The organism is Xanthomonas sp. BRIP62411, assembly GCF_003993525.1.
Lineage (GTDB): Bacteria > Pseudomonadota > Gammaproteobacteria > Xanthomonadales > Xanthomonadaceae > Xanthomonas > Xanthomonas euroxanthea.
Genome location: NZ_QEZI01000022.1, coordinates 112,988 through 136,122, shown reverse-complemented (window position 1 = coordinate 136,122; position 23,135 = coordinate 112,988). Strand labels below are relative to the sequence as shown.

Annotated in this window: 21 protein-coding genes and 1 tRNA gene; 9 read left to right on the top strand and 13 right to left on the bottom strand. The window is 65.7% G+C overall.

Translation table 11 applies throughout. The features are described 5' to 3' along the window. Positions 1-125: 125 nt before the first annotated feature. Entirely contained in the window at positions 126-764 is a 639-nt protein-coding gene (locus tag EO139_RS21465) for a DUF6766 family protein (RefSeq protein ID WP_164739899.1), read from the top strand. Positions 765-1,008: 244 nt separating this feature from the next. On the opposite strand, the gene EO139_RS17295 is transcribed toward EO139_RS21465, so the two are convergent. From EO139_RS17295 to serS, 7 genes are all read right to left on the bottom strand, one after another. After that, positions 1,009-1,818: an OBAP family protein gene (locus EO139_RS17295; protein ID WP_126971616.1), complete on the bottom strand. Its 810-nt coding sequence runs from the start codon at positions 1,816-1,818 to the stop codon at positions 1,009-1,011. A 38-nt stretch (positions 1,819-1,856) separates the two neighbouring features. Next, entirely contained in the window at positions 1,857-4,448 is a 2,592-nt protein-coding gene (gene ligD / locus EO139_RS17290; protein WP_126971614.1) for a DNA ligase D, read from the bottom strand. A 13-nt stretch (positions 4,449-4,461) separates the two neighbouring features. Beyond that, positions 4,462-4,638 carry a DUF3606 domain-containing protein gene (locus tag EO139_RS17285; RefSeq protein ID WP_104582953.1) on the bottom strand — a complete coding sequence of 59 codons (177 nt, stop codon included), beginning with the start codon at positions 4,636-4,638 and terminating at the stop codon, positions 4,462-4,464. A gap of 165 nt (positions 4,639-4,803) precedes the next feature. After that, the gene (locus EO139_RS17280; RefSeq protein WP_104582833.1) at positions 4,804-5,313 is read right to left on the bottom strand and encodes a ferritin-like domain-containing protein; all 510 of its coding nucleotides are present in this window, start codon (positions 5,311-5,313) and stop codon (positions 4,804-4,806) included. Between the two features lie 523 nt (positions 5,314-5,836). Further along, positions 5,837-5,926: transfer RNA gene (locus EO139_RS17275), tRNA-Ser, on the bottom strand. Positions 5,927-6,231: 305 nt separating this feature from the next. Then, on the bottom strand, positions 6,232-7,248 hold the full coding sequence (locus EO139_RS17270; protein WP_016903391.1) for a LysR family transcriptional regulator: 1,017 nt from the start codon (positions 7,246-7,248) through the stop codon (positions 6,232-6,234). A 463-nt stretch (positions 7,249-7,711) separates the two neighbouring features. Then, a complete protein-coding gene (gene serS, locus EO139_RS17265) occupies positions 7,712-8,992 on the bottom strand; it encodes a serine--tRNA ligase (protein ID WP_104582831.1) in 1,281 nt (426 codons plus the stop codon). A gap of 111 nt (positions 8,993-9,103) precedes the next feature. Between serS and EO139_RS17260 the strand changes: the two genes are divergently transcribed. Beyond that, complete coding sequence (locus EO139_RS17260; protein ID WP_164739898.1) at positions 9,104-9,766, top strand: energy transducer TonB; 663 nt, start codon at positions 9,104-9,106, stop codon at positions 9,764-9,766. A 240-nt stretch (positions 9,767-10,006) separates the two neighbouring features. After that, positions 10,007-10,585, top strand: coding sequence for an energy transducer TonB (locus EO139_RS17255; RefSeq protein WP_241235977.1), 579 nt, complete (start codon positions 10,007-10,009; stop codon positions 10,583-10,585). 156 nt (positions 10,586-10,741) lie between these two features. Here the strand turns inward: EO139_RS17255 and aroA are convergent, their stop codons facing one another. From aroA to serC, 3 genes are all read right to left on the bottom strand, one after another. Then, positions 10,742-12,055, bottom strand: a complete 1,314-nt coding sequence (gene aroA, locus EO139_RS17250; protein WP_104582829.1) for a 3-phosphoshikimate 1-carboxyvinyltransferase — start codon at positions 12,053-12,055, stop codon at positions 10,742-10,744. A 126-nt stretch (positions 12,056-12,181) separates the two neighbouring features. Then, positions 12,182-13,384 (bottom strand): prephenate dehydratase, encoded by a 1,203-nt coding sequence (gene pheA / locus EO139_RS17245; protein ID WP_104582951.1) that lies wholly within the window; start codon positions 13,382-13,384, stop codon positions 12,182-12,184. A 67-nt stretch (positions 13,385-13,451) separates the two neighbouring features. After that, on the bottom strand, positions 13,452-14,537 hold the full coding sequence (gene serC, locus EO139_RS17240) for a phosphoserine transaminase (protein ID WP_104582828.1): 1,086 nt from the start codon (positions 14,535-14,537) through the stop codon (positions 13,452-13,454). 178 nt (positions 14,538-14,715) lie between these two features. Between serC and msrP the strand changes: the two genes are divergently transcribed. Beyond that, the gene (gene msrP, locus EO139_RS17235; RefSeq protein ID WP_024940184.1) at positions 14,716-15,684 is read left to right on the top strand and encodes a protein-methionine-sulfoxide reductase catalytic subunit MsrP; all 969 of its coding nucleotides are present in this window, start codon (positions 14,716-14,718) and stop codon (positions 15,682-15,684) included. Positions 15,685-15,836: 152 nt separating this feature from the next. Further along, on the top strand, positions 15,837-16,493 hold the full coding sequence (msrQ, locus tag EO139_RS17230; RefSeq protein ID WP_126971612.1) for a protein-methionine-sulfoxide reductase heme-binding subunit MsrQ: 657 nt from the start codon (positions 15,837-15,839) through the stop codon (positions 16,491-16,493). On the opposite strand, the gene EO139_RS17225 is transcribed toward msrQ, so the two are convergent. Further along, complete coding sequence (locus EO139_RS17225) at positions 16,435-17,244, bottom strand: FHA domain-containing protein (RefSeq protein ID WP_104582826.1); 810 nt, start codon at positions 17,242-17,244, stop codon at positions 16,435-16,437. The two genes, msrQ and EO139_RS17225, sit on opposite strands and share 59 nt — an antisense overlap. A 174-nt stretch (positions 17,245-17,418) precedes the next feature. Between EO139_RS17225 and EO139_RS17220 the strand changes: the two genes are divergently transcribed. From EO139_RS17220 to EO139_RS17210, 3 genes are all read left to right on the top strand, one after another. Then, positions 17,419-17,694, top strand: coding sequence for a polyhydroxyalkanoic acid system family protein (locus tag EO139_RS17220; protein WP_102596972.1), 276 nt, complete (start codon positions 17,419-17,421; stop codon positions 17,692-17,694). Positions 17,695-17,875: 181 nt separating this feature from the next. Next, complete coding sequence (locus EO139_RS17215) at positions 17,876-18,430, top strand: phasin family protein (protein WP_104582825.1); 555 nt, start codon at positions 17,876-17,878, stop codon at positions 18,428-18,430. Between the two features lie 232 nt (positions 18,431-18,662). Beyond that, positions 18,663-19,667 carry a restriction endonuclease gene (locus EO139_RS17210; RefSeq protein ID WP_104582824.1) on the top strand — a complete coding sequence of 335 codons (1,005 nt, stop codon included), beginning with the start codon at positions 18,663-18,665 and terminating at the stop codon, positions 19,665-19,667. A 41-nt stretch (positions 19,668-19,708) separates the two neighbouring features. On the opposite strand, the gene hutC is transcribed toward EO139_RS17210, so the two are convergent. Both hutC and EO139_RS17200 read right to left on the bottom strand, forming a co-directional pair. After that, a complete protein-coding gene (gene hutC / locus EO139_RS17205) occupies positions 19,709-20,446 on the bottom strand; it encodes a histidine utilization repressor (RefSeq protein ID WP_104582823.1) in 738 nt (245 codons plus the stop codon). 40 nt (positions 20,447-20,486) lie between these two features. Next, positions 20,487-21,857 carry a formimidoylglutamate deiminase gene (locus EO139_RS17200; protein WP_164739897.1) on the bottom strand — a complete coding sequence of 457 codons (1,371 nt, stop codon included), beginning with the start codon at positions 21,855-21,857 and terminating at the stop codon, positions 20,487-20,489. Positions 21,858-21,917: 60 nt separating this feature from the next. Between EO139_RS17200 and hutI the strand changes: the two genes are divergently transcribed. Then, on the top strand, positions 21,918-23,123 hold the full coding sequence (gene hutI / locus EO139_RS17195; RefSeq protein ID WP_104582821.1) for an imidazolonepropionase: 1,206 nt from the start codon (positions 21,918-21,920) through the stop codon (positions 23,121-23,123). Positions 23,124-23,135 lie beyond the last annotated feature (12 nt).

Below are 23,135 nucleotides of genomic sequence, written 5' to 3'. Positions count from 1 at the left end.
ACGCGGCAGGGTTCACAGATACAGGAGTGCCCATTGAGGGGCGGGACGCGATGCCGCTCCTTCACGAATTCCTGCGCTGGCGGGACTAACGTAGGATCGCTCGCTTACCTCTAGGGCGTATGGGCATGTGGAAACGAAATGGCTTATCGATCGTGCTCCTCTTCTTGCTTCTCTGCTTCTTTGGAGGCCAGGTGTGGACCGGCTTCCTGGCACACAATCAAGAACTCGCTGATAAACACCGTGCGACATTGGATCTGTGGAACTACCTGCACAGCGGGCACTTCGTCAGCGCCACCTTCGAGAACTGGGAAAGCGAGTTTCTTCAGATGGGCATGTATGTCCTGCTGACCGTCAGCCTCCGCCAGAAGGGCTCGGCTGAATCACGCCCCTTGGACGAAGCTCAGGAAAAACAGCGCATCGAGGCTGGAACGATGCCTTGGGCCGTTCGCAAAGGTGGGCTCTGGAAGACCTTGTATGGTCATTCCCTGGCAATTGCCTTCGGGGCCCTGTTCCTCATGAGCTTCTCCTTGCACCTGGCGGGCAGCTGGCGTGCGGAAGTGGATGAGCAGGTGGCGCTTGGACAGCCTGCCCCCACGTGCTGGGAGCACCTCTGGAGCAGCAGCTTCTGGTTCGAGTCCTTCCAGAACTGGCAAAGCGAATTTTTGGCTGTGCTTTCATTGGTCATCTTGACCATCTTCCTACGCCAGAAGGACTCGCCTCAGTCAAAACCACTGGCCGCCCCGCACAGCCAGACCGGCGATTGAGGGAGTCAGGCCGTCCCGCTTTGCTGATCATCCACATTTCCCTGTCTTGTCACTGTGCCGGGGCCAGCAGGGGTAGATAAAACGCGCAGAAGAGCCGCGTTTACGAGATCCGCTTCATGCGCGATGGTCCGGGCTTGGCGAGGACCCGCGTCACCCAGCGGCCCCTATCAACAGACTGCAAGCACCATGCGAGCGGAGCGTGCGCCGGGTGTGGCCGACCACGTCCCACTCAGGCACTCCACAGCTACCGGTGGGTCGAACCATTGGACGTCGCGTTCTCCTTCCGATTGGAGGGCTGCTTATCCCGGCTCTCGGCTCCGTGCGCGTGTCCACCGCTTGGGTCCTGGATTTGGATCACCGTCCCCTGTTGCCAGGCGTCTGCCCCCGGATCTATGTTCGGCACGGGGATATCGGCGCGACGCTTTCGCTTGTCCTCGCTACTGACGCCAAGCCGCGCATCGCGAGTGGCCACCATCTCCGGGTTCGCTTGGCCATCGGCAGTGAAGCCCATCATCAACTGCGGCATGCCTCGCGGAAGGTCCTTGTCCAAGTCGGTGTGCCAGGTGTGCCAGGTTTTCCCGTACGTGCGGATGAGCTTTTCCATGAGCTCATGCTCGGCCACCTCCGGGATCCCTGGCGCGACCAGCTGCCCCGATGTCACCTCCTGGACGTGGCTATGCCAGAGCGCCTTCTCCTGCTCAGGCAGGCCCGCGAACAGCTTCTCGCTGATGATGTACTCCACGCCCATGAGCTTGGCGTCTTTCACATTGCCATCGTAGATGGTGCACTGGATGACATCCTCATTGAGGATTGAGCAGTAGTGATGCGCCTCCATCTGCGCCTTCATCTGACCATTGTAGAAATGAAAGCCGTCCAGGTAGGCGTTGACGGCATCGATCGGCGGCCGATCCTGCATCACTGCCGCACCTGTTTCCAGGGCCTTCGTCTTGGCCGTTTCCTCCGCTCCAGGCGCTTGGACACTGGACTGGGTGTTTCCGCCCCCGCACGCGGTTAGGACGACGGCTGCCGCAGCGGATAGGATGGATCGACGCATCGGTTCTCTCCCAAATCAGTATCGAGGCAGGCGGCCAGTCAGGCGTCTTGCGCCCACCGGGCCAGGTTTTGCTGGATCGTGTTGATGTCCGCCCAAGGATCTTTCTTGCGTCTGGCCAACTTCGCCGGCACGTCCTTCATGGTGAACGCGTCCGCACGGGTCAGCTTGGCAAGCTCGCTCCAGGCGATGGGCATGGCCACCGGGGCACCAGGGCGGCCGCGCAGGGAATACGACGCGACCGCTGTCGCCCCGCGGCCGTTACGCAGGTAGTCCACAAAAATACGTTTGTTGCGAAGGCTCTTGGTTGACGTGGCCAAAAAGCGGGTCGGCTCCGATTGTGCCAACGCGTCTGCAAACCCCTTGGCAAAGCGCTTGGTCAGGTCCCAATCGCATCCCGGGTTCAACGGCACCACCACGTGCAACCCCTTCCCTCCTGACACCCGCAGGAACGACGCCAGTTCCAGCTGTTCGAGCAGCTTGCGGATATCAACGGCTGCCTTTTTGACTTCGGAAAAGGGCACGTCAGGGCCGGGATCCAGGTCAAAGACGACGCGGTCGGCCCGGTCAGGCGCTTCCGCGTGGCTGCCCCACGGGTGGAACTCCAGCGCGTTGAACTGCACCAGCTCAAGCAGGCTTGCCGCGTCCCTGACCACCAGGTAGTGGGCGTTGATCCCGCTGTCTTCTTTCAGCCGCACCGCATCCACGAGCTCCAGGCCGGCGGTGTGGTGCTTCTGGAAGAAGCACGGTTTGGCGGTACCGCTGGGGCACCGGATGATCGACAAGGGGCGGCCGATGACCTCGGGCAACACGTGGTCGATCACGGCGGTGTAGTAATCCCACACGTCCTGTTTGGTGGCCTTGATGTCAGGAAAGATCACCTTGGTCGGACTGGACAGCCGAGGGGGCGTGCGGCCTTGGGTTCCTGTCGGGGCCGTGCTGTGCTTTGAAGCATTGCCGTGCTTTGAATCGCTCTTGAGCTGCTTGCCAGGGGGTTTGAGCTTGGAGGCGTCGACGGGCTCTTCGACTGCGGCAGCCCTGTCGGAGTCCGCCAAATCGGCCACATCCTTGTCTCGCCTGACCGCCTTGAGCGAGGCTTGGCGCAGCAATTGCTGCCCGCCGATGCCGCGATAAAACACCTCCACCACAAACCTCGGCTCAAACCACGTGGCCGAGCGAAGGTCGGTGTCCTTGGTGGGAACATGAGCACTAGGCGTCTTTCCGCCGGCTTGGCCAACCAGTTGGCCTACCTCGTTGATCAGCGCCTCGGAAAAGCCCGAACCCACCCGGCCAACGTAAAGCCAGCCGTGCTTGGGGTCGGGCTTGGCCAGGAGCAACGACCCGAACCCCGTGCGGCTGCCCTTGGGCGCCGTGTAACCCACGACGGCAAACTCGTCGCTGGCCAGCTGCTTGGTCTTCTTCCAGTCCTCGCTCCGGCCTGCGTGATAGGCGCGGTCTGCACGCTTTGAGATGATGCCTTCAAAGTGGCGTTCGCCAGCCAGCCGGTAGGCCGATGCCCCATCGCCCTCGATGTGGGAGCTGAAGGCCAGGTGCCCTGGGCTGCCCTTCAACAACTCCTGCAGCAGTTGCTTGCGCTCCAGTAGGGGCGCATCGGCAATATCCACCCCGTCGATGTGGAGCAAATCGAACAAGGCATAGGCCAATGTGGCTTGCCGTTCCCCGGACAGGGTGGCCTGGAGGAGATTGAAGTCCTCTTTGGTACCGCTGCCGGCGATGAGCTCACCGTCCAGCGCCCCCGACGTCAGCCCGAGGGCAGCGACGGCATCCCGGATTTCGGGAAGCTTTTTGGTCCATTCCAGGGCATTGCGGGACCAAAGGCGCACCTCACCGTCGGCAATCGTGGCCAGAATGCGGTAGCCATCCCACTTGATCTCATGCACCCAGTGGTCGCCCTGGGGTGGGGCATCGCCGAGCTTGGCCAGCTGCGGTTCGAAGGGGCCCTCTGGCGGCTCGGCTTTTTTGGCCCTGGTCAGCGCGGCGGCCTTCTTCGACCAATCCTTGCGACGGCCCTTCTTTGGCAGGGCCACGGCGGTGAGCTTTTTCTTGTCGGTCTTGCCCGCCCCTGCTCGCTTCAGATCTTCAGCAGGCGGCGAGGCGACGTCGCCCAACAGATCATCCGCTTCCACGTCGCCGGCAAAGGCATCGTCCTCTTTGAAAAGAAGCCATTGCGGCTGCTTGGCCGGCTTCCCTGACCGGACCAGGTGCCAGCCGCCCTTGAGCTTGGTGCCGAAGAGCTCGAACCGCAGATGTCCCTTGGCGAGTTGGGCCTCCGGGTCGCCCGACGTAGCCCACACCCCATGGTCAAACTGGGCGACGTGGCCGCCACCGTATTGCCCCTTCGGAATCTCGCCTTCAAAGGCGGCATAGTCCACGGGGTGGTCCTCAACCTCCACCGCCATGCGCTTGACCTTCGGGTCGTAGCTGGGGCCTTTGGGAACGGCCCAGCTCTTGAGTGCATCACCGACCTGGAGCCGGAAGTCGTAATGCCGGCGGCTGGCATGGTGAAGTTGCACCACGAAAATCGCCCGTTGCCCTGATGGCAACACCTTTCCCGGTTCGGGTTCCTTGGTCTTGTCGAAGCTCCGCTTGCGGCGGTATTCGGTGAGGGACATGCCCTACTCTCGGTTACTTGCCCAGGTGCCTACGCACGGCCGCCGCGGTGGGGCCGACAGCCTTGACCGCCGCCCGAAGCTCCTCGGCGCTGACGCCCAGAGCCTTGGTCCAATACTGCAGCTCGTAGTCTTCATTGACGTTGATGCGATCGCGATCCGGACTACCCGCGTTGTTCTTGTCATCAGTCATGGTGATCTCCTCGATCTGTGGCTATTTGCCATCGTGCTGGTGTTGCTTATTACGGTGCTCGCCCTCTGGAAGTTCGGCGCCCCCACCCATCGCAGAACACTGGAATGTGGCGCAGAGCAGCGCCCCGGCGGAACGGCCGCCAGGGCGCTGATGGGGATCCAATGGTTACTTCTTTGCCTCGACGCCCGGCGTTGCATCGCGCACCAGGAACTCTTCGGTGAGTTCCGGCAGGTGGGTCGCGAGCCAGTCGGCCATTGCTTCCTCCTGAACCAGAATCTGCTCGCACACCCGTGCCGTTTCCGGGTCGCCGGCGGTCTTGGCCGCAGCGATCAGCGCGGTGTAGGACGCGATTTCGAAATGTTCAAAGACATAGCCGGCCATCGCGCCTTTCACGATTTCGTCCGATGCGGTCATCCCACCCACCGCCTGGCCAAGCGCCGCCATCTTGCCCATCACGTCCTTGATCGTGGAGGGAGAACCGCCCAAACGCTTGATACACCCCTCGAGCAGCTCCCGCTGGCCGATCGTTTCCTGGATGTGTTCTTCAATCCGCGCCTTCAAGACCGGGTAGTGCTCAATGCGGGACGCCTGGCCCCTCAACATGGTTTCGGCCTGCTGCTCCATCGCATGGGCATCGCGGAGCCAATCAAGCAGGTTTTCTCTGGGTTCGGCCATGAGGATATCCTCGTTAGATCAGGGAAACCGCACCCTATCCAGCCAAACATTGAGGAAAAGCGATGTTGAAGTGACGGCGGAGCGAATCTGAGCAACGAAGCGTCGGTTACGGACGTAGCAGCGTGAAGTTCCGAGATTGCGCGCTGCACGTCATCAAGCCGGCATCAGGCAGGTACTTCGCCTTTTCCCCTACCCGCATGACCCAGGCTCTGGATCGATTTCTCCGGCCCATACATCAAGCCGGAACGGGAGGTCGCCCTCGACCAACATGCCAACTATTCTGGTCCCGTCTGCTACGTGCTCGCCCTCGCGCATCGCGTTTTGTCCATGGGCTCGGTTCCATGCTTTACGACATGCTGGCCACCAAGCTCAAGCATGCTCGGGCTACCCGGGAGGACGTCGACACGATTACGGGACACTCCGAAGATGAGGAATGCACATGCGAGCGCTTTCTGTGCATGCTTCCTGCATCCCAATCGACCCCATCAGGATCTTAACTTCAAATCAGTGATTTAAGAGTCGATGGCGGAGAGAGTGGGATTCGAACCCACGGAAGGTTTGACCCTTCGCCGGTTTTCAAGACCGGTGCCTTAAACCGCTCGGCCATCTCTCCGATGCTGCTTTGCGCGACCGCCGAAGGCGTCGGGTGATCACGCTTGCGCCACGCGCGAAGCGGGTGACGTCTGTCGATGGACACTGCATTGCGCGCTGCCCTCGACCCAGGATTGCTCCCGGGCGCGCATTCTCGCATGCCCGGACGCGCTTTGCTAAGCGCCGCGTGTTGTTGAGCTGCGCAGCTCTGCAAAGCGGTTCCGTTTGCCAGATTACGCAGCATTCTTGATTACGCAGCGCTGCCAGGCGACACAGCGCTGATGGGCCGACATCCACAACCCGGATGTCGACGACCAGGCATAGCGATCAGCCGGCTTCGGCTACGGCCAGGCGTGGTGCGGTTGCGGCCGCACGCTTGAGCTTCTCGGCCAGCTCGGCGCAGTTACCGCCGCAATCCAGGCGAGAGCGTTCGATTTCCTGCGGCAGGTGTTCGGCCAGAAAGTCGATGAACACCCGCACCGCCGGCAGCAGGCCACGGCGCGAGGCGAATACCGCGTGGCAGATGCCCTGCGGCAGCGACCAGTGCGGCAGCACCACTTCCAGCTCGCCGCTGCGCACAGCCTGGGCGCACACGGTTTCCGGCAGCATGGTGATGCCGAAGCCATCGCGCGCCATCGACTGCAGCAGCGGGAAGTCGAAACCGGCCAGGCGCGGCTGCAGGTCCACCCGGCGCATCTCGCCGTTGGGGCCGTGCAACTCCCAGCGCTGGTGTGCTTCGTCCTCGCTGGTGCTCATGGTGGTGTGGTTGGCGAGTTCGCTCGGGTCCTTGGGGCGCCCGGCGCGGTCCAGATACTTGGGGCTGGCCACCAGCAACTCCTGCACCTGGCCGAAGCTGCGCATCACCAGGCTGCCGTCGTCGTCCAGGCGCGAGCGCACGCGCAGCGCGATGTCGTAGCCCTCATTGATGACATCGACGCGGCGATTGCTGATGTTGAGCTGCAGCCGCACCTTGGGGTACTTGGCCAGGAATTCCGGCAACAGCTTGGGCAACTGGATCTGCGCCAGCGAGACCGGAACGCTCACGCGGACAAGGCCGCGCGGCTCGGCGCTGAGACGGTCCACCACCTCGCGCGCGGCCTGCGCTTCGGCCAGCATGGTCTGGGCATGCCGGTGCACGCTGGTGCCAACATCGGTAACTGCAAAGCGGCGCGTGGAGCGCTGCAACAGGCGCACGCCCAGGTCGGTCTCGAGCTGGCTGATGCGGCGGCTCAGGCGCGACTTGGGGATTCCGAGCGCACGCTCGGCTGCAGCGAAGCCGCCGTGGTCCACCACCATCGCGAAGTAATACAGGTCATTCAGGTCGTGCATGGCGCAGGCATCCATGGATAGAACGATAAGTGGCATTTAATCACCTTTATCCCAACAGAGCAACGACCTGATACACCAGAAATGTAGTTTCATGCAATCAGGACCGCGAACTGCTGCGCTCCGAGCTCCATCGGTTTCGCCACGGTAAATGCATAGCTGGCGGCACGCGGCTGGGGTGGAGAAGAAACGCTAGAGCGCGTCGCCACGATCGGGCGACGCAAAAGGCCGCTGCATGAACATGCAAACGGGGCCATCGCTGGCACCGTTTCTGTTCCAGGTTTGTCGGTGACGCGGCGGCACATCTGGCAGCCCAGCAGCCGCGCGGGCACCACTGCTTAAGTGCCTGACGAACGCGGGAGCAGTCGTCAGTGGGAGCTGACGGCACGCGCAGCGCCGCATATCACAGCTGCACGACAACGCCGGGCATCGGCCGCGCCCGCCTGGCAGCTGCGCTGCGCGGCAATTGCGCCGACCGCTCCTACCCGATCCGCTCGATCCCGCCCATGTACGGACGCAGCGCCTCGGGCACATCGATCGAGCCATCGGCGTTCTGGTAATTCTCCATCACCGCGATCATCGCGCGGCCCACGGCGGTGCCGGAACCGTTGAGTGTGTGCAGCAGTTCCGGCTTGCCGCTGGCCGGGTTACGCCAGCGCGCCTGCATGCGCCGCGCCTGGAAATCGCCACAGTTCGAGCACGACGAAATCTCGCGGTAGGTGCCCTGCGATGGCAGCCACACTTCCAGATCGTAGGTCTTGATCGCGGAGAACCCCATGTCGCCGGTGCACAGCAGCACCTTGCGATACGGCAGGCCGAGTTTTTCCAGCACCACTTCGGCACAACGCGTCATGCGCTGATGTTCGGCATCGCTGTGTTCCGGCGCGCAGGCGGTGACCAGTTCCACTTTTTCGAACTGGTGCTGGCGGATCATGCCGCGCGTGTCGCGGCCGCCGCTGCCGGCTTCGGCGCGGAAGCACATCGAATGGGCAGTCATGCGCAGCGGCAGACGCTCGGCGTCGACGATCTCGTCGCGCACGATGTTGGTCAGCGGCACCTCGGAGGTAGGGATCAGGTAGCGGCGCGATTCACCCACTTCGGTCTGAAACAGGTCGTCCTCGAACTTGGGCAGTTGCCCGGTGCCGCGCATCGACTCGGCATTGACCAGCAGCGGCACGTTGGTTTCTTCGTAGCCATGCTCGCCGACATGCAGGTCAAGCATGAATTGCGCCAGCGCGCGGTGCAGCCGCGCGACCGGCCCACGCAGCACGGTGAAACGCGCACCCGACAGCTTGGCAGCGGTCTCGCCGTCCAGCCAGCCGTGCGGCGCGCCAAGTTCCACATGGTCCTTGACCGGGAAATCGAACTGGCGCGGCGTGCCCCAGCGCGCCTGCTCGACGTTCTCGCTCTCGTCCTTGCCCTGCGGCACATCGTCGGCCGGCAGATTGGGCAGGCCCAGCGCAATGGTCTCGAGCTTGGCGCGGATCACGTCCAGCGCTTCTTCGGAGGCCTTGAGCTCCTCACCAAAACCGGCCACCTCGGCCATCAGCGCAGTGACATCCTCGCCCTTGGCCTTGGCCTGCCCGATCGCCTTGGATTTGGAATTGCGCTGGCTCTGCAGTTCCTGCGTGCGCACCTGGATGCGCTTGCGCTCGCTTTCCAGCGACTCCAGTTCCGCGGTGTCCAGGGAGAAACTGCGCGTGCTGCGCAGGCGCTCGGCAAGGTCGGCGGGATGTTGGCGAAGCAGGGCCGGATCTAGCATCGGGAGTCTGTGAGTCAGTGGGAAGCGCGAGATTATCGCCTGTTCCGCCACCTGCTGCGATCGATTCACCGCCGCTATGCCAGAATTGGCCCGATCCTTCAGGTGAGCCCTATGCCCGCGCCCCGCCCTGCGTCCGATCGCCAGATCGTCCTGCGACTGCCCCGCCACACCCTGAAAATTGCCGGTATCGCCTTCGTTGCCGGCCTGTTGTTGTTCCTGCTGGTGTGGGCCACCGGCCGCAAGGACGACTTCTACAAGGCCTCGCCGGCCCACCCGGCTGCCGGTGTGCAGGCCGACGACAGCATCCAGCCGCTGCCTGCGCCGCTGCCGGCCCAGGACGGCGCCAGCGACATGCCGCAGGCCAAACCGCCGGAAGAAACGCCGACGCTGGTGGAGACCGCGCCGCCGGCTGCGCCTGCCCCCATGCCGTTGCCTGAAGACGCGGTCCCCGGTGCGCCGGGCAGCGCGGCCCCGGCAAACGCCGCTGCTGCAGGCGGAGATCGCCCGGTGCCGATGCAGGGTCAGATGCCGCCGCCGCGCTATCCCTCGGCGGCGTTGCGTCGCGGCGATGCCGGCGACGTGGTGGTGCGGGTGGACGTGGACGCGGCGGGCAACCCGGGCGGAGTGACGCTGGTGCAGCGCAGCGGCTCACGCGACCTGGACCGCGCCGCAATGGAAGCGGTGCGTCGCTGGCGCTTCCATCCGGCACAGCGCAATGGCCAGCCGATTGCCGGGAGCCTGGATATCCCGTTCGAGTTCAAGCCGGCGCAGTAAGAGGCGCGGCGGTGGGATGCGTTGGTTGCCCCGCACGCCGACGACGGCCCGCCTGCCGCAGGCGAGGAGAGCGCCGTGGGTTGACCGGAGATGGCGGATCGAACTGGACCCGGCGCCGGCTTGACCAAGCTGAATGTCTACCGCGCATTGAATCCTCCTGAGTGCCCTGCCTTAGCTGCGCCTCAGGCAAGGCCGACCAGACTGGTCACGTCATCCCAAAGATGCGCCAGGAGGCCGGCCATGTCCTTCATCTCCAATCCCTCGCCACACCCCACGCAGGCATTACCGCAGCGCTCCGCGCACACCGACGACCACGTCCACGACGACGCTGCCGATGGCGCCTCGCCCTGGCTATGGGCGACCCTGCTGGCGGTGCTGGTGGTGGTGCCGACCTGGTGGTGGGCCCGACATAGCGACGAATCGTTCGCGACCGATACGCGCCCGGCGCCTGCAGCCAGCCGCCAGATCCTGCCGACATCGGAAGGCCCGCGCGCCATGACCATGATTGCGCATCAGCCCGTGCGCGCGCCGACCAGCACCGAAGAAGCGATTCCGCTGCCTGGCAATGCGATGCCACGCTATCCCTCAGACATCGCACAGGCCGGTATCGAAGGCAGTCGTACTGCGCGCCTGCAACTGGATGTGCAAGGCCGGGTGAGCGATGTGAGCATCGTCGATCGCAGCGGCAGCAACGACCCGCGCCTGGATGCAGCGGTGATGGACAGCTTGCGTCAGTGGCGCTTCGAGCCAGCTACCCGCGATGGCCATGCAGTGGTCAGCAGCGTGCAGGTGCCGGTGGAGTTCACCGCAGAGCGCTGAGTGGGATCACCACTCGAGTGGGCTAGCGGTATCGCCGCACTGACTGCAAGGCGACACCCGAACCTCAACTGACAGGCGTTGCGCGCCAGCGCCGCCTCGACCGGCAATCCTTGCCGGCCAAGAACTACCGTTTTTGTTCAAACGCTGTCTGTCTACTCAGGCTGTTTCAAGCCCGAAACCGGCACCCCGCGCCAGGCTGTCGAACCCCGGGAACGAGGTGGCGACATTGGCCACGTCGTTGACCCGCACGCTGCCGGTGGACAGCTGGCCGGCAATGGCAAACGCCATCGCGATGCGGTGGTCGCCGTGGCTCTCGATCACGCCGCTGCCGATGCTGCCGCCGTGAATGGTGGCGCCATCGGGAGTCTCGTCGACCTGTACGCCGAGCGCGCGCAGGCCGGTGGCCATCGCTGCAAGGCGATCGGATTCCTTGACCCGCAATTCGGCAGCGCCGCTGACCACGGTCTGCCCGGTTGCCGCCGCAGCGGCCACGAACAGCGCCGGAAACTCGTCGATCATGTCCGGCACCAGCGCTTCGGGAATCTGCGCGCCCTGTAGCGGCGCATAGCGTATGCGCAGATCGGCCACCGGCTCGCCGCCATGCTCGGCATGCTGTTCTTCGGCGATATCCGCGCCCATCAGCCGCAGTGCCGCCAGCAGCCCGGTGCGCCGTGGATTCAGGCCCACCGCACGCAGCAGCACGTTCGAGCCGGGAATGATGCTGGTTGCCACGATGAAGAACGCAGCCGAGGAGAAATCCGCAGGCACCGCGATATCGGTCGCGCGCAGGCGCTGGCCGCCGCGCAGGCGGGCCTTGCCGGGCGAGAAATCGATCTCCACGCCGAATGCGGACAGCATGCGCTCGGTGTAGTCGCGGGTGGGATGCGGCTCGGTGACCGAGGTTTCGCCCTGCGCATACAGGCCTGCCAGCAACACGGCGGATTTGACCTGCGCACTGGCAACCGGCGAGACGAAGTCGATGCCGCGCAGCGTCTGCCCGCCATGCACGCGCAGCGGCGGGGTGCCGTCGTCTTCGGTGTCGATACGCGCGCCCATCTGTGCCAGCGGGCCGGTCACGCGCCGCATCGGGCGCTTGGACAGCGATGCATCGCCGACCAGCGTGCTGTCGAAGCGCTGCGCCGCCAGCAGGCCGGCGAGCAGACGCATGCCGGTGCCGGCATTGCCACAGTCCAGCGCCTCGCTGGGCGGTTGCAGACCATCCACGCCCACGCCGTGCACGATGCGCTGCGACGCCGACGGCGTGTCGATACGCACGCCGAGCCGGGCGAAAATGGCCGCGGTGGACCGGGTGTCTTCGCCTTCGAGAAAGCCATCGATCTGCGAGACGCCATCGGCCAGGGCGGCGAACATCACCGCGCGATGAGAGACGGATTTATCGCCGGGAATGGCCAGGCTGCCCTGCAAGGCGCTGCCCTGCCGGGCGATCCAGTGCTGCGTGCTGCTGCTCATGCGTGTGATCCGATTGCTGCGGCATCGCCCTGTGCGGCGATACGCGTTGGAGAGTGTCGTGGCGCTGCCGCCACCTCGGCCGGCGACGGCATGCCGGTCAGGACTGCGCTTGCCGGACGCGCCCGCTCAGGGAATGGCGACCGGGTACGAGCCCAGCACCTTGATCTGTGCCGAGTGCGCTTCCAGTTCGGCCAGCGCCTGCTTCATCGCCTCGTCCTCCACGTGGCCGGCCAGGTCGATGAAGAAGCCATATTCCCACTTGGCCTGATGCGAGGGACGCGACTCGATGCGGTTCATGCTGATGCCATGCCGCGCGAACGGGCTGAGCACGTCGAACAACGCGCCCGGCTTGTCGTGGATGAACACCAGCACCGAGGTGCGGTCATGCCCGGAGGTGGGAAAGATCTGCCGGCCGATCACCAGAAAACGCGTGGTGTTGTCGTCGTCGTCTTCGATCGACTTCATGATGACTTTCTTCAAGCCATACACATGCGCGGCGCTTTCGCCGCCGATCGCCGCCGCATCTTCGGCATTGCGGGCGCGGCGCGCGCCTTCGGCATTGCTGGAGACGGCGATCTTCTCGACCTTGGGCAGGTGCGAACGCAGCCAGCCGGCGGTCTGCGCAAACGACTGCGAATGCGCGTAGATGCGCTCGATGTCTTCCAGCCGGCCATTGCGCGAGAGCAGGTACTGGTGCACGCGCAGCTCGACTTCACCGCAGATTTTCAGGTTCGAGGTCAGGAACATGTCCAGCGTGACCTGGATGGTGCCCTGGCCGGAATTTTCCACCGGCACCACGCCGAAATCGGCATTGCCCGCTTCCACTTCCTGGAACACCTCCTCGATGGTGGCCATCGGCAGACCCACCGCCGACCGGCCGAAGTGCTTGAGCACCGCCTGCTGGCTGAAGGTGCCTTCCGGGCCGAGATAGCCGATCTTCAGCGGCTCCTGCTGGGCCAGGCACGCGGACATGATTTCGCGATACACGTGCACCAGCACTTCATCGCTGAGCGGGCCTTCGTTGCGGTCCACCACCATGCGCAGCACCTGCGCCTCGCGCTCGGGCCGGTAGTAATCCACCGCCGCGGCGAGCTTGCCCTTGGCCTTGCCGACCTGATGGGCGAAGTTGGCGCGCTCGGCGATCAACGCCTGGATGGTGCGGTCGATCTCGTCGATCTTGGCGCGCACATCGGCCAGCACCGGCGCCGCCGTGGTCGGCTTGATCGCGCGCTTGTCTGAGGCGTTGCCCGCAGCCTTGGCGGCGGACTTGCCTGCCGGTTTGGTCTTGCCGCCGGTGGCGGCACTGGGCTTGTTGGACTTGGGAGCCATCGCTCGGCATTCCTTGAAATTGCGGCGCATGCGCCTGCGCGGCATGCGCCGCGGTCGAATGAAAGACTCAGCCGTGACGCTGCTGGAAGTCGTGCATGAAGCTCGCCAGCGCCTGTGCGCCCGCCACCGGCATCGCGTTGTACAAGGACGCACGAATGCCGCCGACCGCCTTGTGCCCCTTCAGCGCCAGCAGACCGGCTGTCTTGGATTCGCTGACGAACAACGCATCCAGCTGCTCGTCGGCCAGGAAGAACGGGATGTTCATGCGCGAGCGCACCGCCGGGGTGACCAGGTTGCGGTAGAACCCGCCGGAGCCATCGATCGCGCCATACACCAGCGCGGCCTTTTCGGCGTTGCGGCGGGCGAACTCCTCCACCCCGCCCTGCTCCAGCATCCACTTCACGGTGAGTCCGAGCAGATACCAGTTCCAGGTCGGCGGCGTGTTGAGCATCGAATCGCGTGCGGCGTGCGAGGCGTAGTTGAAGATGTCCGCGCGCGGCTGGCCAGCGCGTTCGAGCAGGTCGCGCCGCACGATCAGCACCGAGATGCCGACCGGGCCCAGGTTCTTCTGCGCGCCGGCATAGATCAGCCCATAGCGCGACACATCCAGCGGCTCGGAGGCGATCGAGGAACTGAAATCGGCAAACAGCGGCAGCGTGCCCACCGCCGGCGTGTCGCGGAACTCGACGCCGTGGATGGTCTCGTTGGCGGTGATGTGCACGTAGGCTGAGTGCGGCGACAAGGTCCAGCTGGCCACTGGCGGAATGTCGGTGAAGCCGCCCGCCTGGCCGTCGGCGGCAATGCGTGCATCCACATAGGTGGCCGCCTGCCTGATCGCGGTCTTGCCCCAGTGGCCGGTGATCACGTAGTCGGCGGCCTGGCCGGGTGCGGCGAAATTGAGCGGCAGCAGCGCCTGGATGGTGGTGGCACCACCGGCGGTGAACAGCACCGCATAGTCATCGGGAATCGACAGCAAGCGGCGCAGATCGGCTTCGGCCGCGGTTGCCACGGCCATGAAATCGGCGCTGCGGTGGCTGATTTCCACGATCGAGGCGCCGACGCCGTTCCACTCGACCATCTCTTCCTGCGCCTGGCGCAGGACCGATTCCGGCAATGTCGCAGGGCCGGCACTGAAATTGAACGCGCGTGTCATGGCACACCTTGTCGAGCTAGCCTTCTAGTATGCCGCAGCGCACCGGCCTTGGCAGCGTTGCAGAAAAGTTGCATGTGCATCCTTCTCACTGGCGGAGACGTATGGTTTGCGTAGGCCATCGGCAGCGTCATCACCATGGTCCGGTATTCTCATCAGCAGCCACTGTCAGGAGCGAGCCATGTCCCTTCGCGATGTCTTGAAGACGCCGTCCAGCGAGATCACCGATGAGGCCGTCTACCGCGACCGACGCCGGCTGCTGCAGCTATTTGCCCTGACCCCGGCGCTGGGCGTGGCCGGCTGCGCCGAGGCCGATCCGCCGCCTCCGCCCAAGACCGTGGTAACGCCGGCGCAGGCGCGCAGCGGCTTCCGGACCGCCGAGGAACTGACCCGGCTGGAAGACGTCACCAGCTACAACAACTTCTACGAGTTCGGCACCGACAAGACCGACCCATCCAAGGCCGCCAAGACCCTGAAGCTGTCGCCATGGTCGGTGAAGGTCAGTGGCGAGTGCGAAAAGCCCGGCAGCCTGTCGCTGGACGAATTGCTCAAGGGCATCAGCGCGGAAGAACGCATCTACCGGCTGCGTTGCGTGGAAGGCTGGTCGATGGTGATCCCGTGGACGGGGGTGCCGCTGGGCGAGGTGCTCAAGCGCTTCGCGCCAACCTCCAAGGCCAAGTACGTGGCGTTCACCACGCTGGCCGACCCGCAGCAGATGCCCGGCGTGCGCTACCGCTCGATCAACTGGCCATACCGCGAAGGCCTGCGCATAGACGAAGCGATGCATCCGCTGACCCTGCTGGCCACCGGCCTGTACGGCAAGCCGCTGCCGCAGCAGAACGGCGCGCCGCTGCGGCTGGTGGTGCCGTGGAAGTACGGCTTCAAGAGCATCAAGTCGATCGTGGAGATCCGTTTCGTCGAGAAGATGCCCGAAACCGCCTGGCACGACCTGCAGCCCTCCGAATACGGGTTCTTTTCCAACGTCAATCCGGCGGTGGACCATCCGCGCTGGAGCCAGAAGACCGAGCGCCGCATCGCCGGCACCGCCAGCAAGCTGTTCGCCGAGCGCATCGCGACCAAGCCGTTCAACGGCTATGCGGACCAGGTCGCCTCGCTGTACGCGGGCATGGACCTGAAGAAGTGGTTCTAGGCAACAAACCCTCTGATATCCATCTGCCGTAGGAGCGCACCCGGGCGCGACGGGCTTTGCTGGTGATGCCCGTCGCGCCCGGGTGCGCTCCTACGTTTCATGTCCGCGCACGTTTCCTGCCCGCGCGGCATCGCTTCCTTCTTCGAGATCGCATGGCCAAGACGTCCGCATCCCTGATCGCCGCCAAGACCCTGGTGCATGTCGCCGCACTGACGCCGATCGCCTTGCTCGGCTGGCAGTTCTGGCAGGTATGGCAAACCGGCAGCGATGCACTGGGCGCCGATCCGGTGGCCGAGATCGAGCACCGCACCGGGCTATGGGCGCTGCGCTTCCTGTTGATCACCCTGGCGATCACGCCGCTGCGCCAGCTCACCGGCCAGGCGCTGCTGATCCGCTTCCGGCGCATGCTCGGGCTGTACGCGTTCTTCTATGCCAGCGTGCACCTGGCGGCCTACCTGAGCCTGGATCTGCGCGGCTTCTGGACCCAGATCTTCGAGGAGATCCTCAAGCGCCCCTACATCACGGTCGGCTTTGCGGCATGGCTGCTGCTGGTGCCGCTGGCGATCACCTCCACCCAGGGCTGGATGCGGCGGCTCAAGCGCAACTGGGGCCGCCTGCACCTGCTGATCTACCCGATCGGGCTGCTGGCAGTACTGCACTTCTGGTGGCTGGTGAAATCCGACATCCGCAAACCGGCGCTGTATGCCGGCATTCTGGCCGTGCTGCTGGGCTGGCGGATCTGGAAGAAACTCAGCGCGCGCCGAACCACAGCAAGGCGCTCAACGCCGCCGCCAGCAACACCGCGCTGAGCAGCAGCCATGGCCAGCGGGCGACCTTGACCGGCGCACGCGCCGGCTCGCTGGTCGCGCGTGGCAGCGGCTGCGGCTCCGACTCGGGGATGTCCCAGGTGGTGCCGTGGTGGATACGCGGCACCTCGACGACAAAGCGGTGGCGCGCGTCGAACACGACCTGGTCGCCGGCCTGCAACCAACCGTCGCGCACCTGCACGCCGTTGATCCAGCTGCCTTCTTCCGAGCCCAGATCACGGATCAGCACACGGTCGCCGTGGCGCTCCAGCCGCGCATGCTGGGCGGCAAAGGCCGGGTCGTCGATGACGATGTCCGCCGCCGGGTCACTGCCGACCAGCCGCGAGCGGTCCAGGGTGAAGCTGCGCCCGTGATGACGGCCGCCGAGCCCGCGCAACAGCAGGCAGACCTCGCTCAGGCCGGTATCGTCGTCTTGAACATCGCTGGCCGGCGCGCTCGACGGCGCACTGCGCAGGAGCATTTCCACGCCGTCGGCGTAGATCGCATCGCCGGGGCGCAACAGCGCCATGCGCCGCACCGGGCGTCCGTTGACGTGGATGCCACGGATCCCGTTGGCCACCTGCAGCCACAGCCCGCGCTGGTCCAGGCAGAACTGCGCCAACAGCAGCGCTCCCTGCGCATCGGCAACCACCCGCACGCTGCCGGAGGCATGGCGGACGATCCGGTGGACGCCGGGCTTGAGGGAATGATCCGGCTGCTGCCGGTGGGTGAAATGAACTTGCAGATCGCGCACCCGCCGCAGCCTAGCAGGTTTGCCACGCGCCGCGGCCAACAACCTGACCGGTGTCGCCCCGCCCCATGCATCGGGCCGGGGCGTCGTTGCCGCTGCGTGCCACGCGCGCCGCACTTGGAGCCTGGCGCGCGCATGCGCACAATGCGCGCTCCTTTCGTCTTTTCCATGGAACCCATGTCCAGCATCGATATCCGCCACGACCATGCCCTGTCGCCGGCCCAGGCCCGCGCAGCGATCGACGCGGCGGCCCGCAAGCTGACCGATCGCTACGGCGTCGCCTCGCACTGGGAAGGCGATACCTTGCGTATCGCGCGTGCCGGCGTGGATGGGGCGATCGCCCTGTTGCCGCAGCAGGTGCATGTCACCGCCGAGCTTGGCTTCCTGTTGTCGGCGATGCAGCCGATGGTGGAATCGGAGATCCGTCGCCTGCTGGCCGAAAAACTCGCCTGAGCGTGCAGCGCCGATGATCGGGTCTGATCGCCTGGCTCGGCCTGACTGCACTATCGCTTCAGCAACAAGTCAGCCGCGCTGTCCGTTGCAGGGGGATGCTTCATGGGTGCTTCACCTGCTCGATGCAGTGCCCGGACTAGGGTGAAGGCAACGTCACTTGGCAACCCAACAGGAGCATTCCATGACGACCGGATACGATCAGAACGGCAAGCGCGACGATGCAGCGCACGGCTTCCAGGCGCAGGCAGAACAGATTTCGCGCCGGCTCGGTGAATCGGCACAGACGGTATGGCTGGCCGGGCTCGGTGCGCTGGGTCGGGTGCAGAGCGAGGGGGGCAAGTTGTTCGACTCGCTGGTGCGCGAAGGCGCAGCGTACGAGCGCAGCGGCCAGCGCAAGGCGGCCGAAAGCGTCGACGAGCTGCGCGAAGAGGTGGAAACCCAGTTCGAGCAGGCACGCGACACCGCCGTGCGCGGCTGGGACAAGCTGGGCAAGGCCTTCGACGAACGCGTCAAGGGGGTCTTGCGCACGCTCAACATCCCCGAGCAGGACGAACTGGAAAACCTGCGTCGCGAGGTGGAATCGCTCAAGGCCCAGGTGCGTGCCAATACCGCCGCGACCAAGCGCGCCAACCGCACCGCCAACCAGGCAGCGCAGGCCGCCAGCAGCGACACCACCGGCGCAGGCACCACCACCGGCAGCGCCACCTCAAACAATGCTGCATTTGATGGTGAATAAGACAGTTCGGCAATGTTGCAAAGCAGCATGATTTTTTAGACAATCGGGAAGGGCCCGCCAGTCCTGCATTACGAAGTCCGTTTGCTCCCCTCCCCTCACGGCTTCGGACTGGCGGGTCTTCTGCTGCCTGGATCACGGCGCGTGCGATCACTGTCGCCGATCCATTGACGAACCTACCGCGAAGGATTCTTCTAAGCGCACCGCTTCGTCATATGCGCCATCCCTTCGCTTGATGCTCATGCCTCCCTGGATTGTGGCGCTCGTGGCTTCCCTGCTGCTCTGGCTGGCGGTGTGCGCCTATGTATGGCTGGTGCGCCGCCGTGCCGACGAAACCACCGAGGGCGTGCATGCACTGGCGGCCATGCACTGGCGCGACTTTTCCGGCGTGGTGCTGCGCGTGCTGCAGGAGCAACGCGGTTGGCAACCGACCCAGGTCCCGCAGGACGGCCTGCCGACGGCCGAATTCATGATGCGCACCGGACAAGGCACCCGCCTGGTGGCCTGCAAGCATGGGCGCAGCTACCGCATCGGCGTGGCAGCGGTGAACGAGCTGGGTGCGATGGCGCGGCTGGCCGGCGCGGGCGGCGGCGTGATGGTGACCGAAGGCCGGATGGAACGCGAAGGCATGGCCGCCGCCGAGAGGCAGTCCATCGAAGTGCTGGATGGCACGCGCCTGTGGCCCTTGCTCAAGCCGTATCTGCCGGGCGATGTGGAAGCCGGGGTGGTCCGCATGGCGCGCCGCCGCGCGATCCGTCACAGCCTCGGTGCCGGTGCAGCGCTGGCGACCCTGGCCCTGGTTGCGGTGCTGGCGCTGCAGCCGGCGCAGCCGCCCGTGCCAACACAGCAGGCCGCACTGGTGGCCACTTCGCGCGTTGCCGAATCGGTCGCTGCAATCCCGGCACCGCAGCGCACACCCTCGCAACAGCCAGCACCGCCGACAGCCGCGGCGCCTGCATCGATGCCGCTGGCAGGCGCTGCCGAACCGGATGCGGTAACCGTGCAGGGCTATCAACGCGAGGTGTCAAAGGCGCTGGCTCGGACGCCCGGCCTGGTGCGCGGCATCTGGATCACCCAGGCAACGCTGGCGGTGGATCGCTCGGTCGAAGACGCTGCGGCGTGGCCGCTGATCTGCCGCGAACTGCAGCGCTACCCGTACCTGCGCACCGTGCGCGTGCAGCTCAATCCCCGGCCCGGCGTGGACGAACCGGTGCGCTGGCGGCAGTGCACGACGATCTGATGCATGCCTTGGGCCGCCCACTTGCACTTAGCCTCTGAGGGTCAGCGCATTCCCGGCGCAAACCGCGCCACCAGGTCATAAGACCCGCCCAGAAACAATTGACGCACGTAGGTGACCGGCTGGTCGCCGCGCCAGGTGTGGCGATCGATGACCAGGCAGGCCGTGCCATCGTCCACCTGCAGGCGTTCGGCTTGCGCGGCGTCCGCACTGGCGGCGCTGATGCGGTGCTCGGCGCGCGTCCACGGCACGTTGCGCAGCAACCAACTGCCCGGCGCCACGTCGGTGAACGGCTGCAGCAATGCCTCGGGCACGGTGGTGGTGTCGATCACCCGCTGTTCCAGCGCGAATGGGCTGCCGTCTGCCAAGTGCACGCTTTCCAGCGCCAGCAGCTTGCCGCTGCTGCCCAGGGCACGCTCCTGCGGCACGCGCAGGCGCGGGTTGCGCAGCCGCCGCGACACCAGCGAGAACGCGTAGACGTGGCCGCGCGCGGTCATTTCCACTTCGATGTCGGGAATCGACAAGGCGACCTGCTCCAGATGCGGATGCGGGCGCGCCACGAAGGAGCCGGTGCGGCGGCGGCGTTCGATCATGCCGGCATCGGCAAGCAGGCCGAGCACCTTGTTCACGGTCATCCGCGAACAAGCGTATTGCGCCATCAACTCGTGTTCGGGCGGCACACGGTGACCGGGCGGCCAGTCGCCACTGTGGATGCGTTGTTCCAGATCCTGCCGGATGCGTTGATGCAGGGTGCCGGGCGCGGCGATGGGGGTGGCGGTCAAAGCGGGTCTCCGGTCAGACCTGCATTGTGCGCGTATCGGCTCATTTGCTCAGCAGCGCTCGCAAAACGCCGGCAAAACGCGTGGCAATCCGCGCGCGATCCACATGGCGCCCGTCACGCACCACCGGCCGCCCGGCGCGCCAGACAGTGCGCACCGCACCGCCGCGCGCGGCGAACAGCCAACTGTCCAGCAGCGCATCGTCATCGCGCGCCAGCAGCGCCGGATGGGCCGGGTCCAGCTCCAGCAGATCGGCCGATGCGCCGACCCGGATGCCAGTGTGAGCAATGCCCAAGGCCTGCGCCGCGCCCTCGCCCGCCTGGTCGAACAGCCAGCGCCCGCTCGAGGTACCCGCCTGCGCCAGCACATTGCGCGCCTGCAGCTGCAGACGCTGGCCGTATTCGAGCAGGCGCAGTTCTTCGGCCGCGTCGATCAGGACATTCGAATCCGAACCCACGCCAAAGCGCCCGCCCGCGGCGGCAAATGCCTGCATCGGGAACACGCCATCGCCCAGATTCGCCTCGGTGATCGGGCACAGCCCGACCACCGCGCCGCTGCCGGCGATGGCCTGCAGCTCGCTCGCGTCCACGTGCGTGGCATGCACCAGGCACCAGCGCGCATCCACCGGTGCGTTGGTCAGCAACCACTGCACCGGGCGCTGGCCCGACCAGGCCAAGCAGGCCTCGACCTCGCGCTGCTGCTCGGCGATATGGATATGGATCGGGCCATCGGTAAGCGGCACCAACGCTGCCAGCTGCTCCGGCGTGACCGCGCGCAGGCTGTGCGGCGCCAGCCCAAGCACGGCATCCGGCAACGCCGTGAGGCTGCGCCTGCAGTCGTCCAGCAACCGCGCGAAACCATCGATGTCATGGATCAAACGACGCTGGGCTGCGCTGGGCGCGAGGCCGCCGAAATCCGAATGCGCATAGAACACCGGCAACAGCGTCAGCCCGATGCCGGTAGTGGCGGCGGCAGCGGCGATGCGCGCGGACATTTCACCGGCCTGCGCATACGCCGCACCACCGGGGCTGTGGTGCAAGTAGTGGAATTCGCCGACGCGGGTGAAGCCGCTTTCGAGCATTTCCACATAGGCCTGTTCGGCGATCGCCTGCAGGCTGTCGGGATCGAGCCGGTCGACGAAGCGGTACATCAGCTCGCGCCAGCTCCAGAAACTGTCGCCGCTGCGCCCGCCCACCTCGGTCAGGCCGGCCATGCCGCGCTGGAACGCGTGGCTGTGCAGGTTGCCCAGCCCGGGCAGCAGCAGCGTGACCCGGGTATCGCCGGCGACAGGTGCGCGATCGGCCTGCACCGTGGCGATGCGCCCTTGCGCCAGCGTGATCCGCACATCGCCAGCCCAGCCATCGGGCAGGAGCGCCCGCGCTGCCCACAACGCCTGCACCTGTTGGTCTGCCACTGGACACCCTCGATTGCCGGTTCTATTGTATATACATATCAGACAGCATGAGCCTGCGCCATGTATTGCGACGTCCTCTGGCACAACGCACGGCTGATGACCCTGGACGCGGCCGATGGCGGCCTGGGCATCGTGGACGATGGCATTCTGGCCTGCCAGGACGGCCGCATCGCCTATGCCGGCCCGGCCGCGCAGGCGCCGGCGTTGAAGCCGGACATTGCGCACGATTGCCAGCGCCGCTGGATCAGCCCCGGCCTGATCGATTGCCATACCCATCTGGTGTACGCAGGCAATCGCGCCAACGAGTTCGAGCAACGCCTGCGCGGTGCCAGTTATGCCGAGATTGCCGCAGCCGGCGGCGGCATCGTGGCCACGGTGCGCGCCACCCGTGCCGCCGATGACGCAGCGCTGCTGGCCGCCAGCCTGCCGCGCCTGGACGCGATGCTCGCCGAGGGCGTGACCACGCTGGAAATCAAATCCGGCTACGGGCTGACGCTGGAGGACGAAACCAAGCAGCTGCGCGTGGCACGTCAGCTCGCTACGCTGCGCAAGGTCGAAGTGGTGCCGACCTTCCTCGGCGCGCACGCGGTGCCACCGGGCGGCGATGCGCAAGGCTACATCGACGCCGTCTGCACGCAGATGATTCCAGCGATTGCCGCGCAAGGCCTGGCCGAGGCGGTGGACGTGTTCTGCGAACACCTGGCGTTCTCGCCCGCGCAGGCCGAACAGGTCTTCCTCGCCGCGCAGGCGCACGGCTTGCACGTCAAGATCCATGCCGAGCAACTGAGCAACCAGCACGGCGCGCAACTGGCCGCACGCCATGGCGCCTTGTCGGCCGATCACGTCGAATACCTGGATGACGCCGGCGTTGCCGCGATGGCCGGCGCCGGCACGGTCGCGGTGCTGTTGCCCGGCGCGTTCTATTTCACCCGCGATACCCAACTGCCGCCGATCGCTGCGCTGCGCGCCGCCGGCGTGCCGCTGGCCCTGGCCACCGACTGCAACCCCGGCACCTCGCCGCTGACCAGCCCGCTGCTGGCGATGAACATGGCCGCCACGCTGTTCCGCATGACCGTGGACGAGTGCATTGCCGGCTTCACCCGGCACGCCGCACGCGCGCTGGGGCGCGGCGAGCGGCTCGGTCGGCTGCGTGCCGGCATGCACTGCGACCTGGCGATCTGGGACATCGATGCGCCGGCCGACCTGGTCTACCGCATGGGCTTCAATCCTCTTCATGCCCGCGTCTGGCGCGGGCATTCCTGCTGAATCCGGAGTCCT